This window comes from Serratia sp. CY40230, assembly GCF_052168835.1.
GTDB classification, from domain to species: Bacteria; Pseudomonadota; Gammaproteobacteria; order Enterobacterales; family Enterobacteriaceae; genus Serratia; species Serratia nematodiphila.
This window is the reverse complement of sequence record NZ_JBJNLX010000003.1, coordinates 406,115-428,083: the sequence shown is the minus strand read 5'-3', so window position 1 is coordinate 428,083 and position 21,969 is coordinate 406,115. Positions and strand designations below refer to the sequence as shown.

The window sequence follows — 21,969 nt, the reverse complement described above, 5'->3', positions numbered from 1 at the left end:
CTCTGTATGAGCAAAACTTACAAGATTGCCGCTATCCCCGGGGACGGTATCGGACGGGAAGTGTTGCCGGAAGGCATACGGGTATTGCAGGCGGCGGCGGCGCGCTGGGATCTGTCGTTGGAATTCGACACCTTCGAGTGGGCCAGCTGCGACTACTACCAGCACCACGGCCAGATGATGCCGGACGATTGGTTTGAGCAGCTCAAGGGCTTCGACGCCATCTATTTCGGCGCCGTCGGCTGGCCGGACACGGTGCCCGACCACATTTCGCTGTGGGGTTCACTGCTGAAATTTCGCCGCGACTTCGAGCAATACGTCAACCTGCGCCCGGTGCGGCTGTTTCCCGGCGTGCCCTGCCCGCTGGCGAACAAGCAGCCGGGCGACATCGATTTCTACGTGGTGCGCGAAAATACCGAAGGGGAATACTCCTCGCTCGGCGGGCGGATGTTCGAAGGCACCGAACGCGAAATGGTGATCCAGGAGTCGGTGTTCACCCGTCAGGGCGTGGACCGCATCCTCAAGTACGCCTTTGAGCTGGCGCAGCAGCGCCCGCGCAAGCGTCTGACCGCCGCCACCAAGTCCAACGGCATGGCCATCAGCATGCCGTACTGGGATGAGCGCGTGGCGGAGATGGCGCGCCAATACCCTGATATCGCCTGGGATAAACAGCACATCGATATTCTGTGCGCGCGCTTCGTGCTGAACCCCGAACGCTTCGACGTGGTGGTGGCTTCCAACCTGTTCGGCGATATTTTGTCGGATCTCGGCCCGGCCTGTACCGGCACCATCGGCATCGCGCCGTCGGCCAACCTGAACCCGGAACGCAACTTCCCGTCGCTGTTCGAGCCGGTACACGGCTCGGCGCCGGACATTTTCGGCAAGAACATCGCCAACCCGATCGCCATGATCTGGAGCGGCGCGATGATGCTGGACTTCCTCGGCGACGGCGATGCCCGCTACCGCCAGGCGCACGACGGCATCCTGCAGGCGATTGAGCGCATTATCGCCGACGGGCCGCGCACGCCGGACATGCGCGGCGACGCCTCCACCCAGCAAGTCGGCCAGGCGATCGCCGCCCTGCTGCAACGCTGAACGCCGCAGATTTTCCCGCGCAGGGCGCCCTTCCGCGCCCTGCTTTGCCACGTCCGTTTTTCCGCTTCGATCGCCGCCGCAAATCCGCTGAAAATCACCGCAGAAAGCACGCCAATACCCCGGTCAAGATCACAACAAATTGTTTACATACTGTGTTTTATCCTTTTACAGATGCCCCAATTGTGGCCCTCCTGTAATTTGTGCACACTCAAAAATGTTAATGAAGAGTAAACATTTCCGGTGGCGTTCTGTCGGGGCGTTTGCTCCTCGCGGTGTAACAAAACAAAGGGTTCAAACCAACAAGGCCCGGGCGCGCCCTACGCTTCGCGCACCGGCCCACCACCGATAACAGGAGTTCACTCCCATGCAGAGCACCCCTAAAAAGGATGTCACGCTCATCGCCATCAGCCTGTGCAGTATTGCGCTGATCGCCCTTTGCCTGATGCTCTTTCCGGCTCAATCCGCGCTTATCGCCAACACCATTTTCAACGGCGTCACCCGGCTGTTCGGTTCAACCATTCAAATCCTGGTGCTGATCGCCCTGCTGGTGGTGCTGTATCTGGCGTTGAGCAAATACGGCAACATCCGCCTCGGCGAAGGCAAACCGCAATACTCCACGCTGGCCTGGCTGTTCATGTTCATCTGCGCCGGCCTGGGCTCGTCCACCCTGTACTGGGGGGTGATGGAATGGGCGTATTATTACCAGACGCCGGGGCTGAACATCGCGCCGCGCACCCCAAAGGCGCTGGAATACAGCATCAGCTACTCCTTCTTCCACTGGGGCCTGAGCGCCTGGGCGACCTACGCCCTCGCCTCGCTGATCATGGCCTACCACTTCCACGTGCGTAAGAACAAAGGGCTCAGCCTGTCGGGGATCATTGCCGCCATCACCGGCGTGCGTGCCAACGGCCCGATCGGGCGGATGGTGGATCTGATTTTCCTGGTCGCCACCGTCGGCGCCCTCACCATTTCGCTGGTGCTGACCGCCTCCACCTTTACCCGCGGGCTGACGGCGTTGACCGGCATCCCGGATAACTTCACGGTACAGGCGACGGTGATCCTGCTGGCGGCAGTGATCTTCTGTCTCAGCTCTTACATCGGCATCGACGGCGGCATGCAGCGCCTGAGCAAAATGGTCGGCTGGGGCGCCTTCGCCTTCGCCGGGCTGGTGCTGCTGGTCGGCCCCACCGAGTTCACCATCAACAACACCATCAACGCCATCGGCCTGACGGCGCAAAACTTCCTGCAGATGAGCCTGTTCACCGACCCGATGGGCGACGGCAGCTTCAGCCGCAGCTGGACGGTGTTCTACTGGCTGTGGTGGATCTCCTATACCCCGGGCGTGGCGATGTTCGTCACCCGCGTCTCGCGCGGCCGCAAGATTAAAGAGGTGATCTGGGCGCTGCTGCTCGGCAGCACCCTCGGCTGCTGGTTCTTCTTCGGCTCACTGGAAAGTTACGCCATGCACCAGTTCATCAGCGGGCAGCTCAACGTGCCGGAGATCCTCAGCACTCAGGGCGGCGAAACCGCCGTGCAGATGCTGCTGACGGCGCTGCCGCTCGGCAAGCTGTTCCTGGCCGCCTATCTGTTCATCATGATCATTTTCCTGGCCTCGCACATGGACGCCGTGGCCTACACCATGGCCGCCACCAGCACCCGCAACCTGCAGGAGGGGCAAGATCCCAGCCCGATGCTGCGCCTGTTCTGGTGCGTGGTGATCACCCTGATCCCGCTGTCGATCCTGTTTACCGGCGCCTCGCTGGACACCATGAAAACCACGGTGATCCTGACCGCGCTGCCGTTCCTGCTGGTGCTGCTGGTGAAAACCTACGGCTTTGCCCGCTGGCTGAAACAGGACTACGCGGCCATCCCGGCGCACCTGATCGAAAGCAGCCCGCCGGCGCTGCCAGACGCGCCGCCGGCCGCCGAACTCTCCGCTCCATCGTCGTATCAACCGCGCCCTATGGCGAAATGACAATAAGAAAAGAGGAAGGTTAACTTATGAGCACTCTGATCCCTGAATTTACCTTACCGAAAGATTTCTGCGCCGACGCCCGCGAGGCTTACACCATTCCGGCCCGGTTCTATACCCACCAGGCGGCGTTCGAACACGAGAAAGAGCAGGTGTTCGCCACCAGTTGGATCTGCGTGGCGCACCGCAGCGAGCTCGCCCAACCGAACGACTACATCACCCGCGAGATCATCGGTGAAAACATTCTGGTGGTACGCGGCCGCGACAAAGTACTGCGCGCCTTTTACAACGTCTGCCCGCACCGCGGCCACCAGCTGCTGGCGGGCGACGGCCGGGCGAAAAACGTCATCACCTGCCCTTATCATGCCTGGGCGTTCAAGCTGGACGGCGAACTGGCGCACGCGCGCAACTGCGAAAACGTGCAGAACTTCGATAAGGAAAACTCGCATCTGGTGCCGGTGCGGGTCGAAGAGTACGCCGGGTTTATTTACGTCAATCTGGACTCGCAGGCCGGCACGGTGGAAGACCAGCTGCCGGGCCTCGGTACCAAAGTGCGCGAGGCCTGCCCGCAGGTCGACGATCTCAAGCTGGCGGCGCGCTTCGTCACCCGCACTCCGGCCAACTGGAAGAACATCGTCGACAACTACCTCGAGTGCTACCACTGCGGCCCGGCGCACCCCGGCTTCGCCGACTCGGTGCAGGTCGACCGCTACTGGCACACCCTGCACGGCAACTGGACGCTGCAGTTCGGCTACGCCCGCCCTTCCGAGCAGTCGTTCAAGTTTGAAGAGGGTAAAGAAGCCAGCTTCCACGGCATCTGGCTGTGGCCGTGCACCATGTTCAACATGCCGCCGCTGGAAGGCATGATGACGGTGATCTATGAGTTCCCGGTTGATGCGGAAACCACCCTGCAGCACTACGACATTTACTTCACCAACGCCGATTTAAGCGACGAACAGCTCAAACTGATCGACTGGTACCGCGACGTGTTCCGCCCGGAAGATTTGCGGCTGGTGGAGAGCGTGCAAAAAGGCCTCAAATCGCGCGGCTATCGCGGCCAGGGGCGCATCATGGCCGACGGCGCCGGCAGCGGCGTCAGCGAGCACGGCATCGCCCACTTCCACAACCTGCTGGCGCAGGTTTATCAACCCTGATGCGACGGGGCCCAAGGGCCCCTTCCCCTGACTTGTGAGGTTCTCGTGAATATTTCCGATCGGTCGCTATTCCGCCAACAGGCCTACATCAACGGCCAATGGCGCGACGCCGACAACCAGGAAACCCTGCCGGTGAGCGATCCCGCCACCGGCCAACTCATCGGCAACGTGCCCAACATGGCGACGGCCGAAACCCAATCGGCGATCGACGCCGCCCAGCAGGCGCTGGAAGGCTGGCGCGCGCTACCGGCGCAACAGCGCGCGCAGCTACTGCGCCGCTGGTTCGAACTGATGCTGGAACACCAGCAGGATCTGGCCAGCCTGATGACGCTGGAGCAAGGCAAACCGCTGGCGGAATCGCTGGGCGAAATCCGCTACGCCGCCTCCTTTATCGAATGGTTCGCCGAACAGGCCAAGCGCACCAATGGCGACATCATCCCCTCGCCGAGCAGCGATAAACGCCTGATGGTGCTGAAGCAGGGCATCGGCGTGTGCGCGGCGATCACGCCCTGGAACTTCCCGGCGGCGATGATCACCCGCAAGGCCGCACCGGCCCTGGCGGCCGGCTGTACGCTGGTGGTCAAACCCGCCAACGAAACCCCTTATTCGGCGCTGGCGATGGCCGAGTTGGCCGAGCGCGCCGGCATTCCCGCCGGGGTGTTCAACGTAGTGACCGGCAACTCGCAGGCGATCGGCGCCGAGCTGACCCGCCACCCGCAGGTGCGCAAACTCAGCTTTACCGGCTCCACGCCGGTGGGCAGGCTGCTGATGCGCCAGAGCTCGGACACCATCAAAAAAGTGTCGCTGGAGCTGGGCGGCAACGCGCCGTTCATCGTGTTTGACGATGCGGACATCGATGCCGCAGTGGAAGGCGCGCTGATCGCCAAATACCGCAACGCCGGGCAGACCTGCGTCTGCGTCAACCGTTTCTACGTGCAGCGCGGCGTTTACCCGCAGTTCGCCGAGAAGTTTGTCGCCCGCGTGGCGGCGCTGCAGGTCGGCAACGGTTTCGAACCGGGCGTGCAAATAGGCCCGCTGATCAACCGCAAGGCGCGCGACAAGGTGCTGGAGCTGCTCGATGACGCGCTGAGCAAAGGCGCTCAGGTGCTGACCGGCGCCACGCCGCACGCGCTGGGCTGCAATTTCTTCACCCCGACGGTGCTAGGCAACGTGCAGCCCGGTTCGCTGCTGCTGGAAGAAGAGATCTTCGGCCCGGTCGCGCCGCTGGTGATATTCGATGACGAAGCCGAGGCGATCCGCCAGGCCAACGACACCATCTACGGATTGGCCGCCTACTTCTACACCCGCGATGCGGCGCGCATCTGGCGCGTTTCGGAGCGGCTGGAGTACGGCATGGTCGGCATCAATACCGGGCTTATCTCCAACGAGGTGGCGCCGTTCGGCGGAGTGAAACAGTCAGGCCTGGGGCGTGAAGGCTCCGAATACGGCATCGAAGACTATCTGGAGCTCAAATACCTGTGCCAGGCGGTATAACTTTTTTATGCGCGGGGACGCCCGCGCTTTGGAGCCAATGAATGACCAGCTATCAGATGCTTGATGTTCGCGTCGTCGACATCGAAACCATCACCGCACAGGTCAAGCGCTTTACCCTGGCGGATCCGCAAGGCCGGCCACTGCCCGTCTTCAGCGGCGGCAGCCACATCATCGTGCAAATGCAGGACGGCGAGCGGCGCTACAGCAACGCTTATTCGCTGCTCAGCTCACCGTTCGAACTCGAGCATTACCAGATCGCCGTTCGGCGCGAGTCTCCTTCCAAAGGCGGTTCCGACTTCATGCACGATCGGCTGGCGATCGGTGATACGCTGACCATCAGCACCCCGAATAACCTGTTCGCGCTGGCGCCGGAAGCGCAACATCACGTGCTGATCGCCGGCGGCATCGGCATCACGCCGTTTATGGCCCATCTGCATGAGCTGCAACGCAGCGGCCAACGCTACCATCTGCACTACTGCTTCCACAGTGAAGAGCACAACGCCTTCCAGCAGCAACTGATGCAAGCGCCGTTCGCAGACAACGTCAGTTGCCATGTCTCCAGCCTTGGCGGCCGGTTGGATCTGGCGCGCACGCTGGCCGACGTGGAACCCGGCGCCCATATCTACGTCTGCGGCCCGGCGGCGCTGAACGAAGCGGTCTACCGGATCGCCGCCGAACGGGGTATCGATGCCGGTCGCTTGCACAGCGAAGCCTTTGCCGCCGAAGACACGGCGGGCGGCGCCTTTACGCTGGTGCTGGCTCGATCGGGTATTGAGCTTGAAGTGGCGCAAGACATGACCATCCTGCAGGCGCTGGAAAACAGCAAGGCGGCCAAGGTCGAGTGCCTGTGCCGCGAAGGCATTTGCGGCACCTGCGAAACCCGCATCGTCGAAGGGGAAGCCGATCACCGCGATCAGTATCTCAGCGAGGAAGAACGCGCGGCGCAGCAGACCCTGTTGATCTGCTGCTCGCGCGCCAAAGGCAGCCGGCTGGTGCTGGATTTGTAAAACGGAACGCCCATACCAGCGGGCGTCCTGATTAGGCTTTCGGGAATATCCACAGATGCTCGGCCGGCAGGGAGAGCCGGCACAGCGCCCGATCGCGCGCCTCATGCCCATAGGCGCGCACCACGAAGTCTTCGGCCACGGTGCGGAACAGGTATTCCCAGCGATCGCCAAGATACATGCTGGTCAACAACGGCAGCTCAAGCTGGTTGCCCTGCGGATCTTCGCCCAACTGCACGCGCTCCACGCGGATCACCGCCGTGCCCTCCTGCCCGACCTGCACGCCTGCGCCCGCTTTGCCCCACAGAGCCCAATCCTTGCCTTCGATGCGCGCCCTGTCGCCTTCCAGCGCGACAACCTTGCCCGGCAAGCGGTTGTTGCTGCCCATGAACTCGGCGGTGAACAGCGTGGTGGGCGAGCCGTACATCTCCTGCGGCGTGCCCTGCTGTTCGATTTTGCCGTTATTGAGCAGCAGGATGCGATCGGAAATGGCCATCGCCTCGTTCTGATCGTGGGTCACCATCAGCGCCGACAGACCGAGCTTGATGATCAGCTCGCGCAGGAATACCCGCGCTTCTTCGCGCAGCTTGGCGTCGAGATTGGACAGCGGCTCATCCAGCAGGATCACCGGCGGGTTGTAGACCAGCGCACGCCCGATCGCCACACGCTGCTGCTGGCCGCCGGAAAGCTGGTGCGGGTGCCGCTTGGCTAAATGCCCCAGCCCGAGCTGATCCAGCACCGCCTGTACCCGCTGGGCGATTTCCGCCGAGCCGGTCTTACGCAGCTTCAGCGGGTAAGCGACGTTCTCAAACACCGTTTTATGCGGCCACAGGGCATAGGACTGAAACACCAGCCCCAGGTTGCGCTCTTCGGCGGGAATTTCGCTGCGCGCGCTGCCGTTGTACACCGCGCTGTTGCCGATGACGATCCGCCCCTGGCTCGGTTTCTCCAGCCCGGCCACCGCCCGCAGCAGCGTGGTTTTGCCACTGCCCGACGGGCCCAGCAGCGAGACCACTTCGCCCCGTTTGAGATCCATCGACACCCCTTTCAGCACCGGGTTGTCGCCATAGGTCAAATGCAGATTCTCTACCGAAAGTTCAATCATGTAATTTCACTCCAAAGCGCAAGGCGATCCCCAGCCCCAGCACCACCAGCAGAATATTGATGAACGACAGCGCGGCGACGATATCGATAGCGCCCGCGGCCCACAGAGAAACCAGCATCGAGCCGATGGTTTCCGTGCCCGGAGACAGCAGATACACCCCGGTGGAATATTCGCGTTCAAAAATCAGGAACATCAGCAGCCAGGAGCCGATCAGACCATAGCGCGACAGCGGAATGGTGACGTGGCGGGTGATCTGGCCGCGGCTGGCGCCGGCGCTACGCGCCGCCTCTTCCAGCTCCGGCCCCACCTGCAGCAACGTGGAAGAGATCAGCCGCAGGCCGTAGGCCATCCACACCACGGTGTAGGCCAGCCAGACGCTGAAGATGGTGCTGCGCAGCGAACGCAGCCAGACAATCCAGTTAGCACGCAGCCACTCGGCCATCGGCAACGCCGACAGCCAGCCTTCCTTGAGCGATTTGTCCAGCCACATCGGCAGGAACAGGAACACCCACAGGAATGCCAGACCGGCCAGCAGCCCCGGCACCGCGCGCGGCACCAGCACGCTGTAGTCGAGGAAGCGCGTGGCGCCATCCGGCTTGCGGTGCATCGCGATGCCGATAAACAGGTAGCACGCCACCGCCAGCGCCCCGCCGATCACCCCGATCGCCATCGAGTTGACGATGGCGCGCAGCAGGTTGGGCTGCGCCCAGATGGTGCGAAAGGTGTTGATCGACAGTTCGTCCCAGACAGACACGCCCACGCCCCAGTTGGAGATAAAGGCGCGCAGCACCACGCCGATCAGCGGCACGCCGATGGTCACGGTCAGCCAGAACACCACCACCGCGCCGGCCACCCAGCGCCATTTGCCGAGCGGCAGCGCGCGGGCCTGCGAGGCTTTGCCCTTGACGGTGACAAAGCGGTTGGCGGTGCGCATCAGCCGGCGCTGCAGCATCACCAACGGAATAGTGATGCAAATCAGCACCACCGCCACCGCCGCCATCAGATGGTAAGACGGCGTGCCCAGTTTGTTGGTCAACTGGTACAGGTAGGTCGCCAGCACCAGGTTGCCTTCCGGATCGCCCAGCACCAGCATCAGGCCGAACACTTCCAGCCCGAGGAAGAACAGCAACACCCCGGCGTACAAGATAGACGGCCGCACCATCGGCAGACTGACGGCGGTCATCACCTGCAGCGGCGTGGCGCCGGCGGTGCGCGCCGCTTCTTCAACGTCGGAGCCCACGCTGCGCAGCGCCGAGGAGATGTACAGATACGCGTGGGGCACGTGCGTCAATCCGGCTATCACCACGATGCTGGCCATTGAGTAGATGTTCCACGGCACGAAACCCAGCAGCGCCTCCGCCCACAGCGAGAAGAAGCCTACCGGCCCCGCCGCCACCACGTAACCGAAACCCAGCACCATCGGCGACACGAAGATCGGCACCAGAATCAGCGGTTCGATGATTCGCCGCCCCGGCAGATCGGTGCGCACCATCAGGAAGGCCAAAATACCGCCGAGCGGGATGGCGATAATCACCAGGCCGAATGCCAGAATAAATCCGCTTTTCAGCGCTTTGTAGAAATCCGGGTCGGTAAAGATGAACTCGAAGGCCTCAAGGCTGAAGACCTTGGAAGGAGAGAAAAACGGTGCCGAGAGGAAGCTTTGAATGATGATAAACGACAGGGGGACATAGATAACCAGCGCGGTTATCAACACCACCAGGCCGCGCGGCAGGCTCTGCCACTTTCTGCGCCATGCTTGCATAAATGCTCCCTATGGTTGTAAACGACGACCAAAGGGCGCGCGCCCGTGCGACAGGCGCGCGTCCGAATGCAGTCCCTGTTATTTCGCCGCGGCGGCGCGCCATTGTTTGATGTAGTCGAGACGCTTGGCCGGCTGCAGATATTCCAGCAGGCTGTCATCGACCGGGATCGGCTTGAGCGCGTTACCCAACAGCTTGGTCATGCCATCGATGTCGTTCTTGCCTTCGATGTCGTTGCGGATCGAGGGGATGTCCGCCTGATTGGCGAGAATATTTTGCCCTTTCTCCGACAGCACGTAGTCGAACCACAGCTTGGCGGCGTTAGGGTTGCCGGCCTCTTTGCTGATGAAGCTCACGCGCGACAGCACCAGGGTATAGTCTTTCGGATAGACAATGCCGAGCGACGGGTCGCTCTTGGCGCGAGCCTCGGCGTATGAACCGAGGATATTGAAGCCGATCAGGTTTTCACCGGAGGAAACGCGTTCCATCATGGTGCCGGTGGAGGATTGCACCGCCAACCCGCCCTTGGCCACGTCGGCCAGCGTTTTGAAGTAGTTGGGATCGGCCTTGAAGTCCTGCACCGACAGCATGAAGCCGACGCCGGATTTTTCGATGTCGTAGGTGGTGACTTTCTTCTTGAATTTGTCCGTCTGGCCGGCGATCAGCTTGGCCAGCGCCGCATGCGAATCCGGCACATCGCCTTGCGGGATCAGGCGTTTGTTATAGATAAACACCACCGGCTCGTAGGTGGTGCCATACACCTTCTCTTGCCATACCGCCCATTTCGGCAGCTGAGCCTGCTCGGGGGAGGCATATTCCTGCGCGTAATCGCCCGCCAGTTTCAAAATGGTGTCCATCGACGAGCTCCACACCACGTCGCCGCTGGTGCCGCCAGCCGCCTGCTCGCTGATAAAGCGGTTATACAGTTCGGTGCTGTTCATGTCGTTGTATTCGACCTTGATGCCCGGATACAACGCCTCAAACCCCTGGATCAACGGCGCCGCCGCCTTGGTGTCGGTGGTCGAGTAAATCACCACCTTGCCTTCTTTCTTCGCGCCGTCGACCAGTTTCTGATAGTCGGCGGGGTAGCTCGCCGGGAAGGCCGCATAGGCGGAAACGGAGCCCAGCAAGGTGATTGCCGCTACGGTCGCGCTGATTTTTTTCATCCTCATCATCCATCCCCTGATCACATTTAATAAACCAAAAATTAACATATAGTTAATAACCGTGACGAGGCAACGGCGTTGCTTTGTTATCTTTCGGTTTTGTGAGGTTGGACGTTTTTCAGCCAATAAAAAAGCCCGGCAGCGCGGGCTTTACGGCGCTTCCAGTCGCAAACTATTCGGCCAGGCGAGAACGCCGCAGCAGGCGAATTCGCTGTACGATGGCGACCCCCAGCAGGGTCAGGGCAAACCCCGCCAACTGCACCAGCGACAGCGCCTCGCCAAACAGCGCATAAGCCTGCAGCGCTGCCGCCGGCGGCACCAGCAGCATCAGCGCGGTAATGCGAGTCAAATCGCCGTGGCGCACCATCCAGATGAACAGCGCGGTGCCGCCCAGCGACAACACGCCGGCCGACCACAGCAGCGAGAACCACAGCGTCGGCGAATTGTCCCAGGCGCCGGAGCCCATCACGGCCGCCAACGCGCCGGTCACGATCGCCGCGCCGAGGTGCTGAATGGCGCCCGCCGCCCGCAGATCGGCCGCCGCCAGCGAAGACTTCTGCACCATGATGCCGATCGTCAGCGCGACGATGCTGCCAAACCCCATCAGGATCGGCAACAGCGCCATATTGCCGACATCAATGCCGGTCAGCCGGGGAGAAAGCACCAGCGCAACGCCGATAAAGCCGATCGCCAGCCCGGCCCAGGAGCGTAACCCTATCGATTTGCGCAGCACCAACGCGAAAATCAGCGCGGTGAACAGCGGCTGCAAGCCGCCGATCAGCGACATCACCCCGGCCGCCAGGCCGTTCGCTACCGCCCACCAGCTTGCAGCGAGATAAACGCCATTCATCAACATGCCGGTCAGCAGGTGCATCACGAACTGCCGCCCCTTGGGCCAGGCGCAGTGCAATGCCAGCAAAGCGAATACCGCGGCGGCGATCAAAAAGCGAAAGGTCAGGAAAAGGTTGGGATCGGCATGATCCGCCACCGCCCGCGCGGCAATAAAACCCGTCGACCAAATTAATATCAGGAAAAACGGCGCGATAAATGCCTTTCGCCGATCGCGTTTTTCACGCGGGGTTATTTCCATATCACTACCTGAAAGAATGCGGTTGATGAATGAAGGCATACTAACCAATTTAACACGGGCTTAACAGTGCCGAGCGGACGCCCAAGTTCAGATGGTGCACATAATTACCGGTGAATAATGAAGTATCAATTTCATATAATTCATCAAGCTTATAATTAATTACGCTACGTTACGAAAATGTAAATTAATTGCTACATCGGGTATAAATATTCCCCTCTTGGCGACATTGTCGGGATAATTCCCCTTTGCTAGCCTTTCTGAAGCCATTTAATTAACGGGACTGACTCATGGCCGAAATCACTGATTTTATGAAACTGGATATGCGTATTGGCGAAATTATTTCCGTGGAATATAACGACAAGGCGTTAAAACCCGCCTATAAGCTGCGCATTGATTTCGGCGAGGAAATTGGCATTAAAAACAGCTCGGCACAATTATGCGAAAACTATCAGGAAGATGACCTGCTTGGCAGAAAAGTCATCTCCGTCGTTAATTTCCCCGCCAGGCGGGTTGCCGGATTTAAATCCGAAGTGCTGGTTCTTGCCGCGGTCACCAGGGATCAAGGCACCGTCTTGCTGAAACCCGATTTCGACGTGGAGATCGGCAGCAAGATTTTATAACCGCCCCATCATTCGTGAGGCCTCCGAGAAATGCGACAGTTATCTCTGCTTGATGAAGTTAAGAAGGCATACCAGGAACACCGTTCAGCCTTTATCCCCGGCGCTACCATGCAGGCAATCCTGCTGGCGCTGGGCGCGCGGCCGGAAGATTTCGCCAGGCTGCAGCAGGTCAGCGCCAATCTGGCGGACGATCCCACGCTGCCTTTCCGCAAGTCCAGAAACGGCCGTTTCTGTTTCGACTTCGATCGCGCCCGGATTGAGCGGCTGGAGTTCCAGCCTTTCGTGCTCTCGGTCGAGGAAGACTTCATCCGCTACGATTCAGGAAAGGTGCGCCATTTCCGCGGCATCAACGACGATCTGCAGTTGAATACGGCCTTTCAGGCGCTGATGAAATTCAAAGCCTACGTGATCGATGGCGTGGGCGTGACGCCGCGCCCCCGGCTTAATCAGAAGATCAACAAGTTCGTCTGCACCGTATTCAACCTGCGCACCGTCACCACGCCGCAGATGCTGGGCGAACCGGCGCTGGAAGGCGTGCACAGCGACGGCGTCGACCACACCATGACAACCTTCCTCGGCTGCGACAACATGACCGACGACAGCGCCAAGACCTTTATTCACGATATGCGCGAAACCAGCGGGATCAAATTCGATCGAGCCCGGCCCGAATGGATTTTGGGCGAAATACAGCATCGGCATTTCCTCGACACCCTGCTGATTGTCGACCACGAGCGCAAACACAGCCTCTCTCCGGTAAAAGCGCAGGACAAACGTAAGGATTCAACCCGCGATATGCTGATCTTTTTCACCCGTAAACCGGTCGAAGACGGCCACGTCTCCTACGCGTATGACTCTTTCAAGCCGCATATCGAAATCCCGCTGTCGATAGACATGGTGGCGCGCGCGAGCTAACGCGCTGCCGGGCCGGCCGCCATGATCCCTCTGTGCGGCCGGTTCACGCCAGGATAAACAGCGCTGGATTAATCAGGTTTTTGTCGCCGAATTATTATATCCTGCCGGACGAAAATTTTTGCGGGCGCTCGCTGCCCCACGCGCCAGCCCTCTGCAGGCGGCCCGTTTATTTCATGAATACAGGCAGTGCCATACCGTTATGACCAAGAGTTTATCCCCGAAAGACATTATCGCCCTGGGCTTTATGACCTTTGCCCTGTTTGTCGGCGCCGGCAACATCATTTTCCCGCCGCTGGTGGGGCTGCAGTCCGGCGAACATCTGTGGCCGGCCGCCCTCGGGTTTATGGTGACCGCCGTCGCCCTGCCGGTGATCGCCGTGATCGCGTTGGCACGCGTCGGCGGCAGCATCAGCCTGCTTACCGGCCCCATCGGCCGCACCGCCGGCCTGCTGCTGGCGACCGTCTGCTATCTGGCGCTCGGCCCGCTGTTCGCCACGCCGCGAACCGCCAATGTCTCTTTCGCCCTCGGCATTGCGCCTTTCACCGGCGACGGCGCCCTGCCGCAGTTCATCTACAGCCTGCTGTTCTTTACCCTGGCGATGATTGTGTCGCTATATCCCGGACGGTTGCTCGATAACGTCGGCCATATTCTGGCGCCGCTGAAAATTCTGGCGCTGGCCGCGCTCGGCATCGCCGCCCTGATCTGGCCCGCAGGCGCGCCGCTCTCCGCCGTCGGCAGCTATCAGGCCGCGGCGTTTTCCACCGGCTTCGTACAGGGTTATCAAACCATGGACACGCTGTCGGCGCTGATGTTCGGTTCGATTATCGTTACCGCCGCCCGCTCGCGCGGCGTCAGCGACAGCGGGTTGCTGCTGCGTTATACGCTGTGGGCCAGCCTGATCGCCGGCGTCGGCCTGACGCTGGTCTATATCTGCATGTTCAAACTCGGCGCCGGCAGCGGCAGCCTGGTCGGCAGCGGCGCTCAGGATGGCGCAGCGATCCTGCACGCCTATGTGCAGCACACCTTCGGCGATCTGGGCAGCGTCTTTATGGCGGTGCTGATGTTCATCGCTTGCCTGGTGACGGCGGTCGGCATGACCTGCGCCTGCGCGGACTTCTTCTCCCGCTACCTGCCGCTCTCTTATCGCGCGCTAGTGGTCATCCTCGCCCTCTTCGCCATGCTGGTTTCCAACATGGGGTTGGCCAATCTGATCCGCGTCTCACTGCCTGTACTGACGGCGATCTACCCGCCTTGCATCGCGCTGGTGTTGCTCAGCTTCAGCCAGAACCGCTGGCGCAGCGCCAGACGCGTCTTCGCGCCGGTGATCGCTACCAGCCTGGTGTTCGGCCTGGCCGATGGCCTGAAGGCTTCAAGCTTCAGCGGCCTGCTGCCCGCCTGGTTCGATAAGCTGCCGCTGGCCGAGCAGGGTCTGGTCTGGCTGCAGCCTACGCTGTTGGTGCTGTTGCTGGCGGCGGCTTACGACCGGTTGCGCAGCGCCGAAAGCGTCAAGGCCGCGTCGTAAGCGCGATTTCCGCCCATAAAAAAAGCCGGTCATGATGACCGGCTTTTTTATCGGCTTGCGCCCGGCGGCTTACTTCAGCAGCGCCTGCGCCTTGGCCACCACGTTGTCCACGGTGAAGCCGAACTCGGCGAACAGCTGCTCCGCCGGCGCCGACTCACCGAAGGTGGTCATGCCCACGATGGCCCCGTTCAGGCCCACGTACTTGTACCAGTAGTCCGCGATACCCGCTTCCACCGCCACCCGCGCCGTCACCGTCGCCGGCAGCACCGACTCGCGATACGCCGCATCCTGCTTGTCGAACGCATCGGTCGACGGCATCGACACCACGCGCACCTTGCGGCCCGCCGCGGTCAGTTTGTCCGCCGCCTCCACCGTGATGCCCACTTCGGAGCCGGTGGCAATCAGGATAACGTCCGGCGTGCCCGCGCAGTCTTTCAGCACGTAGCCGCCGCGGTACACGTTCGCCAGCTGCTCTGCGGTGCGCGGCTGCTGGGTCAGGTTCTGGCGCGAGAACACCAGCGTGGTCGGGCCGTCGTTGCGCTCGATGCCGTACTGCCACGCCACCGCCGATTCCACCTGGTCGCACGGGCGCCAGGTGCTCATGTTCGGGGTCACGCGCAGGCTCGCCAGCTGCTCCACCGGCTGGTGGGTCGGGCCGTCTTCGCCCAGACCGATGGAGTCGTGGGTGTAGACGAACACATTGCGCAGCTTCATCAGCGCCGCCATGCGCACCGCGTTGCGGGCGTATTCCACGAACATCAGGAAGGTCGCCGAGTACGGCAGGAAACCGCCGTGCAGCGCGATGCCGTTGGTGATGGCGGTCATGCCGAACTCGCGCACGCCGTAATGAATGTAGTTGCCCGCCGGGTCAACGTTCAGCGCTTTCGAGCCGGACCATAGGGTCAGGTTGCTCGGCGCCAGGTCGGCGGAGCCGCCCAGGAACTCCGGCAGCACTTTGCCGAATGCTTCCAGCGCGTTCTGCGACGCCTTGCGGCTGGCGATGTTGGCCGGGTTGGCCTGCAGTTTTTCCACGAACGCCTTGGCGTCGGCTTTCCAGTCCGCCGGCAGCTCGCCGTTCATGCGGCGCTTGAACTCGGCGGCCAGTTCCGGGAAGGCCCTGGCGTAGGCGGCGAACTTGTCGTTCCAGGCCGCTTCCTTGGCCTGACCGGCTTCTTTGGCGTCCCACTGGGCGTAGATGTCCTGCGGGATTTCAAAGGCGGCGTATTTCCAGCCCAGCGCTTCGCGGGTGGCGGCCACTTCGGCGGCGCCCAGCGCGGCGCCGTGCACGTCATGGGTGCCGGCCTTGTTCGGCGAACCGAAGCCGATAACGGTCTTGCACATCAGCAGCGACGGCTTGTCGGTCACCTTGCGGGCTTCTTCAATCGCCGCCTTGATGGCGTCCGGGTTGTGGCCGTCGACGTTGCGCACCACGTGCCAGCCGTAGGCTTCGAAACGCAGGGCGGTGTCGTCGGTGAACCAGCCGTCGACGTGGCCGTCGATGGAGATGCCGTTGTCATCGTAGAAGGCGGTCAGCTTGCCGAGCTTGAGGGTGCCGGCCAGGGAGCAGACTTCGTGCGAGATGCCTTCCATCATGCAGCCGTCGCCCATGAAGGCGTAGGTGTGGTGGTCGACGATGTCATGGCCGGGACGGTTGAACTGCGCCGCCAGGGTGCGTTCGGCGATGGCGAAGCCGACGGCGTTGGCGATGCCCTGGCCCAGCGGGCCGGTGGTGGTTTCAACGCCCGGGGTGTAGCCGTACTCCGGGTGGCCCGGGGTTTTGGAATGCAACTGACGGAAGTTTTCCAGCTCGCGCATCGGCAGGTCGTAGCCGGTGAGGTGCAGGAGGCTGTAAATCAACATGGAGCCGTGGCCGTTGGAGAGCACGAAACGGTCGCGGTCAGCCCAGTGCGGGTTAGTCGGGTTGTGGTTGAGGTAGTCACGCCACAGGACTTCGGCGATGTCCGCCATGCCCATAGGGGCCCCCGGGTGGCCGGAATTTGCTTTTTGTACGGCGTCCATGCTGAGTGCGCGGATGGCGTTGGCAAGCTCTTTACGAGAGGACATGTTTTACTCCAGGTCGGATAAAAAAAGCAGTCAAGTTCCCTATTTTCTCAGACTCCACATCACAACGGCAATCCCTAATGCCAAATGAGAGCGAGTTCACCACTTATTAGCACGATTGGACGCTTTTTCGGAATAACACTATTCTCGCCCCGTCTGGCGTACACTAGGCTCTTGCGGCAAGATAGCCTCAAAGCAAAATGACTCTTTTACCTTGTTACCTTCACAGGAAGATGGCGTTATGAAGATCCGTACCTCTTTGATTGCGTTGGGCATTGCCACCCTGGCAACTGGCTGTCAAAACCTGAATACCGAAACCCTGATGCAGTCCGGCGCGCAGGCGTTCCAGGCGGCGACCCTGAGCAACAACGACGTTAAGGCCCTGAGTGATAAATCCTGCGCCGAGATGGACAGCAAGGCACAAATCGCGCCGGCCGACAGCACCTATGCCAAGCGCCTCAACAAAATCGCTGCGGCGCTGGGCGACAACATCAACGGCACCCCGGCCAACTACAAGGTCTACGTGACCAAAGACGTCAACGCCTGGGCGATGGCCAACGGCTGCATTCGCGTCTACAGCGGCCTGATGGACATCATGAACGACAACGAAGTGGAAGGCGTGCTGGGCCACGAAATGGGCCACGTGGCGCTGGGCCACACCCGTAAAGCGATGCAGGTGGCTTACGGCACCGTGGCGCTGCGCACCGCGGCGTCCTCCGCCGGCGGCGTCATCGGCTCGCTGTCGCAGTCGCAGCTGGCGGACATCGGAGAGAAGCTGGTCAGCGCCCAGTTCTCGCAGAAGCAGGAAAGCGAAGCGGATGATTACTCGTTCGATCTGCTGAAAAAACGCGGCATCGATCCGAACGGCCTGGCCACCAGCTTCGAAAAACTGGCCCAAATGGAAGCCGGTCGTCAGAGCAGCATGTTCGACGATCACCCGTCTTCCCAAGCGCGCGCACAGCACATTCGCGATCGCATCGCGGCAGAGAAATAACCACGAGAACGCCCGGCAACCGCCGGGCGTTTTTTTATCGTCTCAATACAGCGTTTTCTGCGGCGGCCCGGCGAAGGTCAGCGGCCCGACCTGCTTCATGTCCACCTCGACCACCGACGGCCCCGGGTAATTGATCGCCTCGGCCAGCACGCCGTTGAACTGCGGCGCCGCGTCTACCTTCCAGGCTTTCAACCCCATCGCTTCGGCGATCTGGGTAAAGGCCGGCGTATGCAGCTCGTTGTAATACTGGCGCCCGGCGAAATACTTGTCCTGAATGCCACGCATTACGCCATAACCGCCATCGTTCATGATCAGCAGAGTGATGTTCACCTGTTCCTGCGCCATGGTCGCCAGCTCCCCCAGGCCCAGCGCCAAACCGCCATCGCCCACCAGCCCCACCACCTTGCGCTGCGGGTTGGCAATCGCGGTGCCGATCGCCATCGGCAGCCCCATGCCGATAGCGCCGGCCAGCGAGTGAATGTTGCACAGCGGCGAGATCGCACGGAACAGACGGCTGCCCCAGACACTGCCGGAAACGGTGATATCGCGCACCAACAGCCCGTCCTGGGGCAGTGCGGCGTCGATGGCGTCATTGAGTTTGGCATATTCACCGGACTGCTGGCGCAGCGCGCTCTCCGCCTGCTGCACCGCCCCCGCAATTTCGGCATCCCACTCGGCGTTGACCTTTTCGCCGGGGGCCAACCGCGCCGCCAGCGCCGCCAGCAGCGCCGCGCAGTCGCCGTTGATCTGCTCATCGGCCAGGTAGTTGCGGTTGGCCGCCGCCGGATCGATGTCAATCTGCACCAGCGGGCGCGGTAGCGGTAGCGTCCAGGTACGGGTTTCATTACTGCGCAGACGCGAACCGGCCACCAGCGTCAGATCGCACTGCGTCAGGATCGCTTCGATGCTCGGCGAGTTGTGGAACGCCCGCAGGCTGCGCGGATGGCTGTCCGGCAGAATGCCGCGCCCGTGGGTGCTGGAGATCACCGCCACGCCGGCGTCCGCCAGCTTGCGCACCGCGTCGCCGCAGGCCAAGGCGCCGCCGCCCAACCACAGCAGCGGACGCTTGGCCTGTTTCAGCCGCTGATGCAGCCGTTCCACCGCCGCATCGTCCGCCTTCGGCAGCGGCGCCGGCGCCAACGGTTCGGCCAGCACCGAGCGGGACACCAGGCTGCTTTGAATATCGATCGGGATCTCGACCGCCACCGGGCCGCAGGGCACGGTTTGCGCATCCAGGATCGCTCGCTGGATCACCGCCACCGCCTGCTCCGGCGAATTGACACGGTAAGCGCGCTTGGAGCAGGCGCGCAGGAAGCCGAGCTGATCGCGGGTTTCATGAATAAAACCGGCGTCGGCGTCCAGATAGGCTTTTTCCACCTGGCCGGTGATATGCAACAGCGGCGTGTTGGCGTTGAGCGCCTCAATCATCGCCCCCACCGCGTTGCCGGCGCCGGCGCCGGTGCTGGTCAACGCTACGCCCAGGCCGGAGAAGCGCCCGTGCGCATCGGCCATGGTGACCGCGCCCGCTTCGCCGCGCGCCGGCACGAAGCGAATTTTATCGCGCTGCCCCACCGCATCGGCGATCGGCAGATTATGAATCGAAATGATGCCGTACATCGCCGACACCGCGTACTGTTCCAGAGTCCGGGCTATCGCCTCGCCAACCGTGATTTTATCGCTCATCATCTGCCTTCTTAGGGTAATCGTTATTAGGGTTATGCGTAGAGGTGTCGGCCTAGTCGCTCCAGCGGTTCACCTGATGGCTCAGCGCCAGATACACGCTTTTCTGCTGCATGTAGGCCTTGATGCCGTTCAGGCCCTTTTCGCGGCCCAACCCGCTCTCCTTGAAACCGCCGAACGGCGTGGAAATCGAGAACGTTTTGTAGGTATTGACCCAGACGGTGCCGGTTTCCAGCCGCTCCGCCAGCGCCATCGCGCGAGGGAAGTCGCGGCTCCAGATGCCGGCCGCCAGGCCATACACCGAGTCGTTGGCCTGTTCGATCAGCTGTTGCTCGTCATCGAACGGCAGCGCCACCAGCACCGGGCCGAAGATCTCTTCCTGGCACACGCGGGCGTCGTTGTTCAAGCCTTCAATAATGGTCGGCAGGTAATAGCTACCGCTCGCCAGTTGCGGATCGGCCGGCGCTTCGCCGCCGATGACCACCCGGCCGCCCTCCTGCCGCGCCAGCGCCACGTAGTCCGCCACGCTTTGCCGATGTTTGGCGCTGATCAGCGGGCCAAGATGCACGCCCGGCACCAGCGGGTTGCCGATGCGCAGTCCCGCGCTCAGTTCGGTCAAGCGCGCCAGCAGCGGCTGATACAGCGAACGGTGTACGAACAGCCGCGAGCCGGCGATGCACGCCTGGCCGGCGGAGCTGAAAATGCCGTAGCAGATGCCGCGCGCCGCCTGTTCCAGATCGGCGTCCTCCAGCACGATGGTCGGCGATTTGCCCCCCAGCTCCAGCGAGGTGGGGATCAGCTTATCGGCAGCGATGTGCGCCAAATGGCGCCCGGTGCTGGTCCCGCCGGTAAAGGAAATCTTCTTCACCAGCGGATGGCGCGCCAACGCCTCGCCGATCACCGAACCTTTGCCCGGCAACACGCTGAGCAGCCCGGCCGGCAGCCCCGCCTGTTCGAACAACTCGGCCAGCTTCAGCGCCATCAGCGGCGTGGCTTCGGCCGGTTTGAGCACCACCGCGTTGCCCGCCGCCAGCGCCGGCGCCACCTTCTGCATTTCGCTGGCGATCGGTGAGTTCCACGGCGTAATGGCGGCGATCACTCCCATCGGTTGATACTGGCTGAGGGTCATCACCTCGGCGCTGCGTGGGGTCGGCAGCTCGCCTTCCAACACCTCGCAGGCGGCGGCGAAATAGCGCGCGGTCGCCGCCGCGCTGGCCACCAGGCCGCGGGTTTCCGCCAGCGGTTTGCCGTTGTCGCGAGTCTGTAGCTCGGCCAGCTGTTCCTGCTGCGCCAGGATCAGGTTGCTCACGCGGTAGAGAATTGAAGCACGCTGATGCGGCACCAGCCCGCGCCACTCCGGCGCGCGCCAGGCGCGTTCCGCCGCTTCCACCGCCTCGTTCACGTCCTCGACGTTAGCGGCGCGCAGCCGCGCGTTGACGCTGCCGTCGGCCGGAAATACCGAAGCCATCTCTTCGCCACGCCCTTCACGCCAGCGCCCGGCGACAAAAATATTCAATCGTTCCATGCTCCGCTCCTGCCGTTCAGGCAATAAAACCGCCGTCCACCAGACGGCGGCAGGCTTGTACCGCGCTCAGCGCCGCCAGGGTTGATGTTTTGGGATTGCTCGCCAGCGGGTTACCGCTCAGCTCGATGTGAAACTCGCCAAAGTCGCCGCACACCTGCAGGCAATGGGTATTGCGCCGGGTGGCGGGATCGACCTGCAGACGCACCCGGGTGGCGTCCATCCCCAGACCGTTGAGCGCAATAGTGGCCGCCACGTTGGCATTGGCCGGGAACAAACGCGCCGCTTCGCGCGCCGAGCCTTCAAAAAATACCTGCGCCTCGCGCACCGCATCGAGGTCGATCAGTTGCTCCGCCGGGCTGCCGCGCCAGCTGGCCGGGCTCTTGCTGGCCTGATAGGTCACGCTCTCCAACCCGCCTTCACGCGCCGACGCCAGCCCGTCCATCCCCGCCACCGCGCCGGACAGCACGATCAGTTGCCCGTGATGGCTGCGGCAAACCTGCTGCAGCCGCTGTTGCAATGCGGCGTCCGCCAGCGCGCCGGTCGAGATCACCGCCAGCGGCCAACCGCGCTGCAGCACCGCCTCGCCAAACTCCGCCACCGCCTGCTGGCTGGCGCACTCCAGCACCAAATCCGGCCGCTGCGAACACTGCTCCGGATGGGTCAGCGCCTGCACCCGCCCGCCGAAGGCCTCGGCGATCGCCGCATGATGAGCTGCGCGCGCCAGGATCCAGCCGACCTCCACGCCTTCAGGCAAACGGGCGATCACTTCCTTCGCCATTGCGCCGTAACCAATCATCATGATCTTCTTCATCTTTCTC

Annotated in this window: 17 protein-coding genes; 9 read left to right on the top strand and 8 right to left on the bottom strand. The window is 62.2% G+C overall.

Translation table 11 applies throughout. From position 1 onward, the window contains the following. Positions 1 to 6: 6 nt before the first annotated feature. From ACJ8IJ_RS13635 to ACJ8IJ_RS13615, 5 genes are all read left to right on the top strand, one after another. Complete coding sequence (locus ACJ8IJ_RS13635; RefSeq protein WP_004931578.1) at positions 7 to 1,092, top strand: tartrate dehydrogenase; 1,086 nt, start codon at positions 7 to 9, stop codon at positions 1,090 to 1,092. Between the two features lie 364 nt (positions 1,093 to 1,456). Continuing rightward, positions 1,457 to 3,067 carry a BCCT family transporter gene (locus tag ACJ8IJ_RS13630; RefSeq protein ID WP_021505733.1) on the top strand — a complete coding sequence of 537 codons (1,611 nt, stop codon included), beginning with the start codon at positions 1,457 to 1,459 and terminating at the stop codon, positions 3,065 to 3,067. A 26-nt stretch (positions 3,068 to 3,093) separates the two neighbouring features. Beyond that, positions 3,094 to 4,218: an aromatic ring-hydroxylating oxygenase subunit alpha gene (locus ACJ8IJ_RS13625; protein ID WP_442518672.1), complete on the top strand. Its 1,125-nt coding sequence runs from the start codon at positions 3,094 to 3,096 to the stop codon at positions 4,216 to 4,218. A gap of 45 nt (positions 4,219 to 4,263) precedes the next feature. After that, positions 4,264 to 5,712, top strand: a complete 1,449-nt coding sequence (locus ACJ8IJ_RS13620) for an NAD-dependent succinate-semialdehyde dehydrogenase (protein WP_275095158.1) — start codon at positions 4,264 to 4,266, stop codon at positions 5,710 to 5,712. A gap of 41 nt (positions 5,713 to 5,753) precedes the next feature. Then, the gene (locus ACJ8IJ_RS13615) at positions 5,754 to 6,719 is read left to right on the top strand and encodes a PDR/VanB family oxidoreductase (RefSeq protein WP_442518673.1); all 966 of its coding nucleotides are present in this window, start codon (positions 5,754 to 5,756) and stop codon (positions 6,717 to 6,719) included. A 31-nt stretch (positions 6,720 to 6,750) separates the two neighbouring features. Here the strand turns inward: ACJ8IJ_RS13615 and ACJ8IJ_RS13610 are convergent, their stop codons facing one another. The 4 genes from ACJ8IJ_RS13610 to ACJ8IJ_RS13595 all read right to left on the bottom strand — a co-directional run bounded on the left by ACJ8IJ_RS13610 (position 6,751) and on the right by ACJ8IJ_RS13595 (position 11,837). Then, positions 6,751 to 7,821, bottom strand: a complete 1,071-nt coding sequence (locus ACJ8IJ_RS13610) for an ABC transporter ATP-binding protein (RefSeq protein WP_049240099.1) — start codon at positions 7,819 to 7,821, stop codon at positions 6,751 to 6,753. Then, entirely contained in the window at positions 7,814 to 9,583 is a 1,770-nt protein-coding gene (locus ACJ8IJ_RS13605; RefSeq protein ID WP_004931567.1) for an ABC transporter permease, read from the bottom strand. The genes ACJ8IJ_RS13610 and ACJ8IJ_RS13605 overlap by 8 nt, the downstream gene beginning before the upstream one ends. A gap of 78 nt (positions 9,584 to 9,661) precedes the next feature. Beyond that, positions 9,662 to 10,747, bottom strand: coding sequence for an ABC transporter substrate-binding protein (locus ACJ8IJ_RS13600; RefSeq protein ID WP_004931565.1), 1,086 nt, complete (start codon positions 10,745 to 10,747; stop codon positions 9,662 to 9,664). Between the two features lie 172 nt (positions 10,748 to 10,919). Continuing rightward, complete coding sequence (locus tag ACJ8IJ_RS13595) at positions 10,920 to 11,837, bottom strand: DMT family transporter (protein ID WP_004931563.1); 918 nt, start codon at positions 11,835 to 11,837, stop codon at positions 10,920 to 10,922. Between the two features lie 287 nt (positions 11,838 to 12,124). On the opposite strand from ACJ8IJ_RS13595, the gene ACJ8IJ_RS13590 reads away from it, so the two are divergent. The 3 genes from ACJ8IJ_RS13590 to brnQ all read left to right on the top strand — a co-directional run bounded on the left by ACJ8IJ_RS13590 (position 12,125) and on the right by brnQ (position 14,891). Further along, entirely contained in the window at positions 12,125 to 12,457 is a 333-nt protein-coding gene (locus tag ACJ8IJ_RS13590; RefSeq protein ID WP_004931561.1) for a tRNA-binding protein, read from the top strand. A 30-nt stretch (positions 12,458 to 12,487) separates the two neighbouring features. Beyond that, positions 12,488 to 13,369: a 2OG-Fe dioxygenase family protein gene (locus ACJ8IJ_RS13585; protein WP_033645639.1), complete on the top strand. Its 882-nt coding sequence runs from the start codon at positions 12,488 to 12,490 to the stop codon at positions 13,367 to 13,369. Between the two features lie 199 nt (positions 13,370 to 13,568). Further along, positions 13,569 to 14,891, top strand: a complete 1,323-nt coding sequence (gene brnQ / locus ACJ8IJ_RS13580) for a branched-chain amino acid transport system II carrier protein (protein WP_131165535.1) — start codon at positions 13,569 to 13,571, stop codon at positions 14,889 to 14,891. Between the two features lie 69 nt (positions 14,892 to 14,960). Here the strand turns inward: brnQ and tkt are convergent, their stop codons facing one another. Further along, a complete protein-coding gene (tkt, locus tag ACJ8IJ_RS13575) occupies positions 14,961 to 16,955 on the bottom strand; it encodes a transketolase (RefSeq protein WP_442518674.1) in 1,995 nt (664 codons plus the stop codon). 238 nt (positions 16,956 to 17,193) lie between these two features. On the opposite strand from tkt, the gene ACJ8IJ_RS13570 reads away from it, so the two are divergent. Next, positions 17,194 to 17,946, top strand: a complete 753-nt coding sequence (locus ACJ8IJ_RS13570; protein WP_004937650.1) for a M48 family metallopeptidase — start codon at positions 17,194 to 17,196, stop codon at positions 17,944 to 17,946. A 42-nt stretch (positions 17,947 to 17,988) separates the two neighbouring features. Here the strand turns inward: ACJ8IJ_RS13570 and ACJ8IJ_RS13565 are convergent, their stop codons facing one another. The 3 genes from ACJ8IJ_RS13565 to ACJ8IJ_RS13555 are packed head-to-tail and all read right to left on the bottom strand — an operon-like array spanning position 17,989 to position 21,962. Continuing rightward, positions 17,989 to 19,629 carry a thiamine pyrophosphate-binding protein gene (locus tag ACJ8IJ_RS13565; protein ID WP_442518675.1) on the bottom strand — a complete coding sequence of 547 codons (1,641 nt, stop codon included), beginning with the start codon at positions 19,627 to 19,629 and terminating at the stop codon, positions 17,989 to 17,991. A gap of 52 nt (positions 19,630 to 19,681) precedes the next feature. Continuing rightward, a complete protein-coding gene (locus ACJ8IJ_RS13560) occupies positions 19,682 to 21,151 on the bottom strand; it encodes an aldehyde dehydrogenase (protein ID WP_004937646.1) in 1,470 nt (489 codons plus the stop codon). Between the two features lie 16 nt (positions 21,152 to 21,167). Next, entirely contained in the window at positions 21,168 to 21,962 is a 795-nt protein-coding gene (locus ACJ8IJ_RS13555) for an aspartate dehydrogenase (protein WP_442518676.1), read from the bottom strand. Between the last annotated feature and the right edge of the window lie 7 nt (positions 21,963 to 21,969).

Excerpts from the sequence above, each read along its gene's own strand:
- ACJ8IJ_RS13635 (WP_004931578.1), top strand. The coding sequence starts at position 7 with ATGAGCAAAACTTACAAGATTGCCGCTATCCCCGGGGACGGTATCGGA.
- ACJ8IJ_RS13630 (WP_021505733.1), top strand. The coding sequence starts at position 1,457 with ATGCAGAGCACCCCTAAAAAGGATGTCACGCTCATCGCCATCAGCCTG.
- ACJ8IJ_RS13625 (WP_442518672.1), top strand. The coding sequence starts at position 3,094 with ATGAGCACTCTGATCCCTGAATTTACCTTACCGAAAGATTTCTGCGCC.
- ACJ8IJ_RS13615 (WP_442518673.1), top strand. The coding sequence starts at position 5,754 with ATGACCAGCTATCAGATGCTTGATGTTCGCGTCGTCGACATCGAAACC.
- ACJ8IJ_RS13610 (WP_049240099.1), bottom strand. The coding sequence starts at position 7,821 with ATGATTGAACTTTCGGTAGAGAATCTGCATTTGACCTATGGCGACAAC.
- ACJ8IJ_RS13605 (WP_004931567.1), bottom strand. The coding sequence starts at position 9,583 with ATGCAAGCATGGCGCAGAAAGTGGCAGAGCCTGCCGCGCGGCCTGGTG.
- ACJ8IJ_RS13600 (WP_004931565.1), bottom strand. The coding sequence starts at position 10,747 with ATGAAAAAAATCAGCGCGACCGTAGCGGCAATCACCTTGCTGGGCTCC.
- ACJ8IJ_RS13595 (WP_004931563.1), bottom strand. The coding sequence starts at position 11,837 with ATGGAAATAACCCCGCGTGAAAAACGCGATCGGCGAAAGGCATTTATC.
- ACJ8IJ_RS13590 (WP_004931561.1), top strand. The coding sequence starts at position 12,125 with ATGGCCGAAATCACTGATTTTATGAAACTGGATATGCGTATTGGCGAA.
- ACJ8IJ_RS13585 (WP_033645639.1), top strand. The coding sequence starts at position 12,488 with ATGCGACAGTTATCTCTGCTTGATGAAGTTAAGAAGGCATACCAGGAA.
- brnQ (WP_131165535.1), top strand. The coding sequence starts at position 13,569 with ATGACCAAGAGTTTATCCCCGAAAGACATTATCGCCCTGGGCTTTATG.
- tkt (WP_442518674.1), bottom strand. The coding sequence starts at position 16,955 with ATGTCCTCTCGTAAAGAGCTTGCCAACGCCATCCGCGCACTCAGCATG.
- ACJ8IJ_RS13570 (WP_004937650.1), top strand. The coding sequence starts at position 17,194 with ATGAAGATCCGTACCTCTTTGATTGCGTTGGGCATTGCCACCCTGGCA.
- ACJ8IJ_RS13565 (WP_442518675.1), bottom strand. The coding sequence starts at position 19,629 with ATGAGCGATAAAATCACGGTTGGCGAGGCGATAGCCCGGACTCTGGAA.
- ACJ8IJ_RS13560 (WP_004937646.1), bottom strand. The coding sequence starts at position 21,151 with ATGGAACGATTGAATATTTTTGTCGCCGGGCGCTGGCGTGAAGGGCGT.
- ACJ8IJ_RS13555 (WP_442518676.1), bottom strand. The coding sequence starts at position 21,962 with ATGAAGAAGATCATGATGATTGGTTACGGCGCAATGGCGAAGGAAGTG.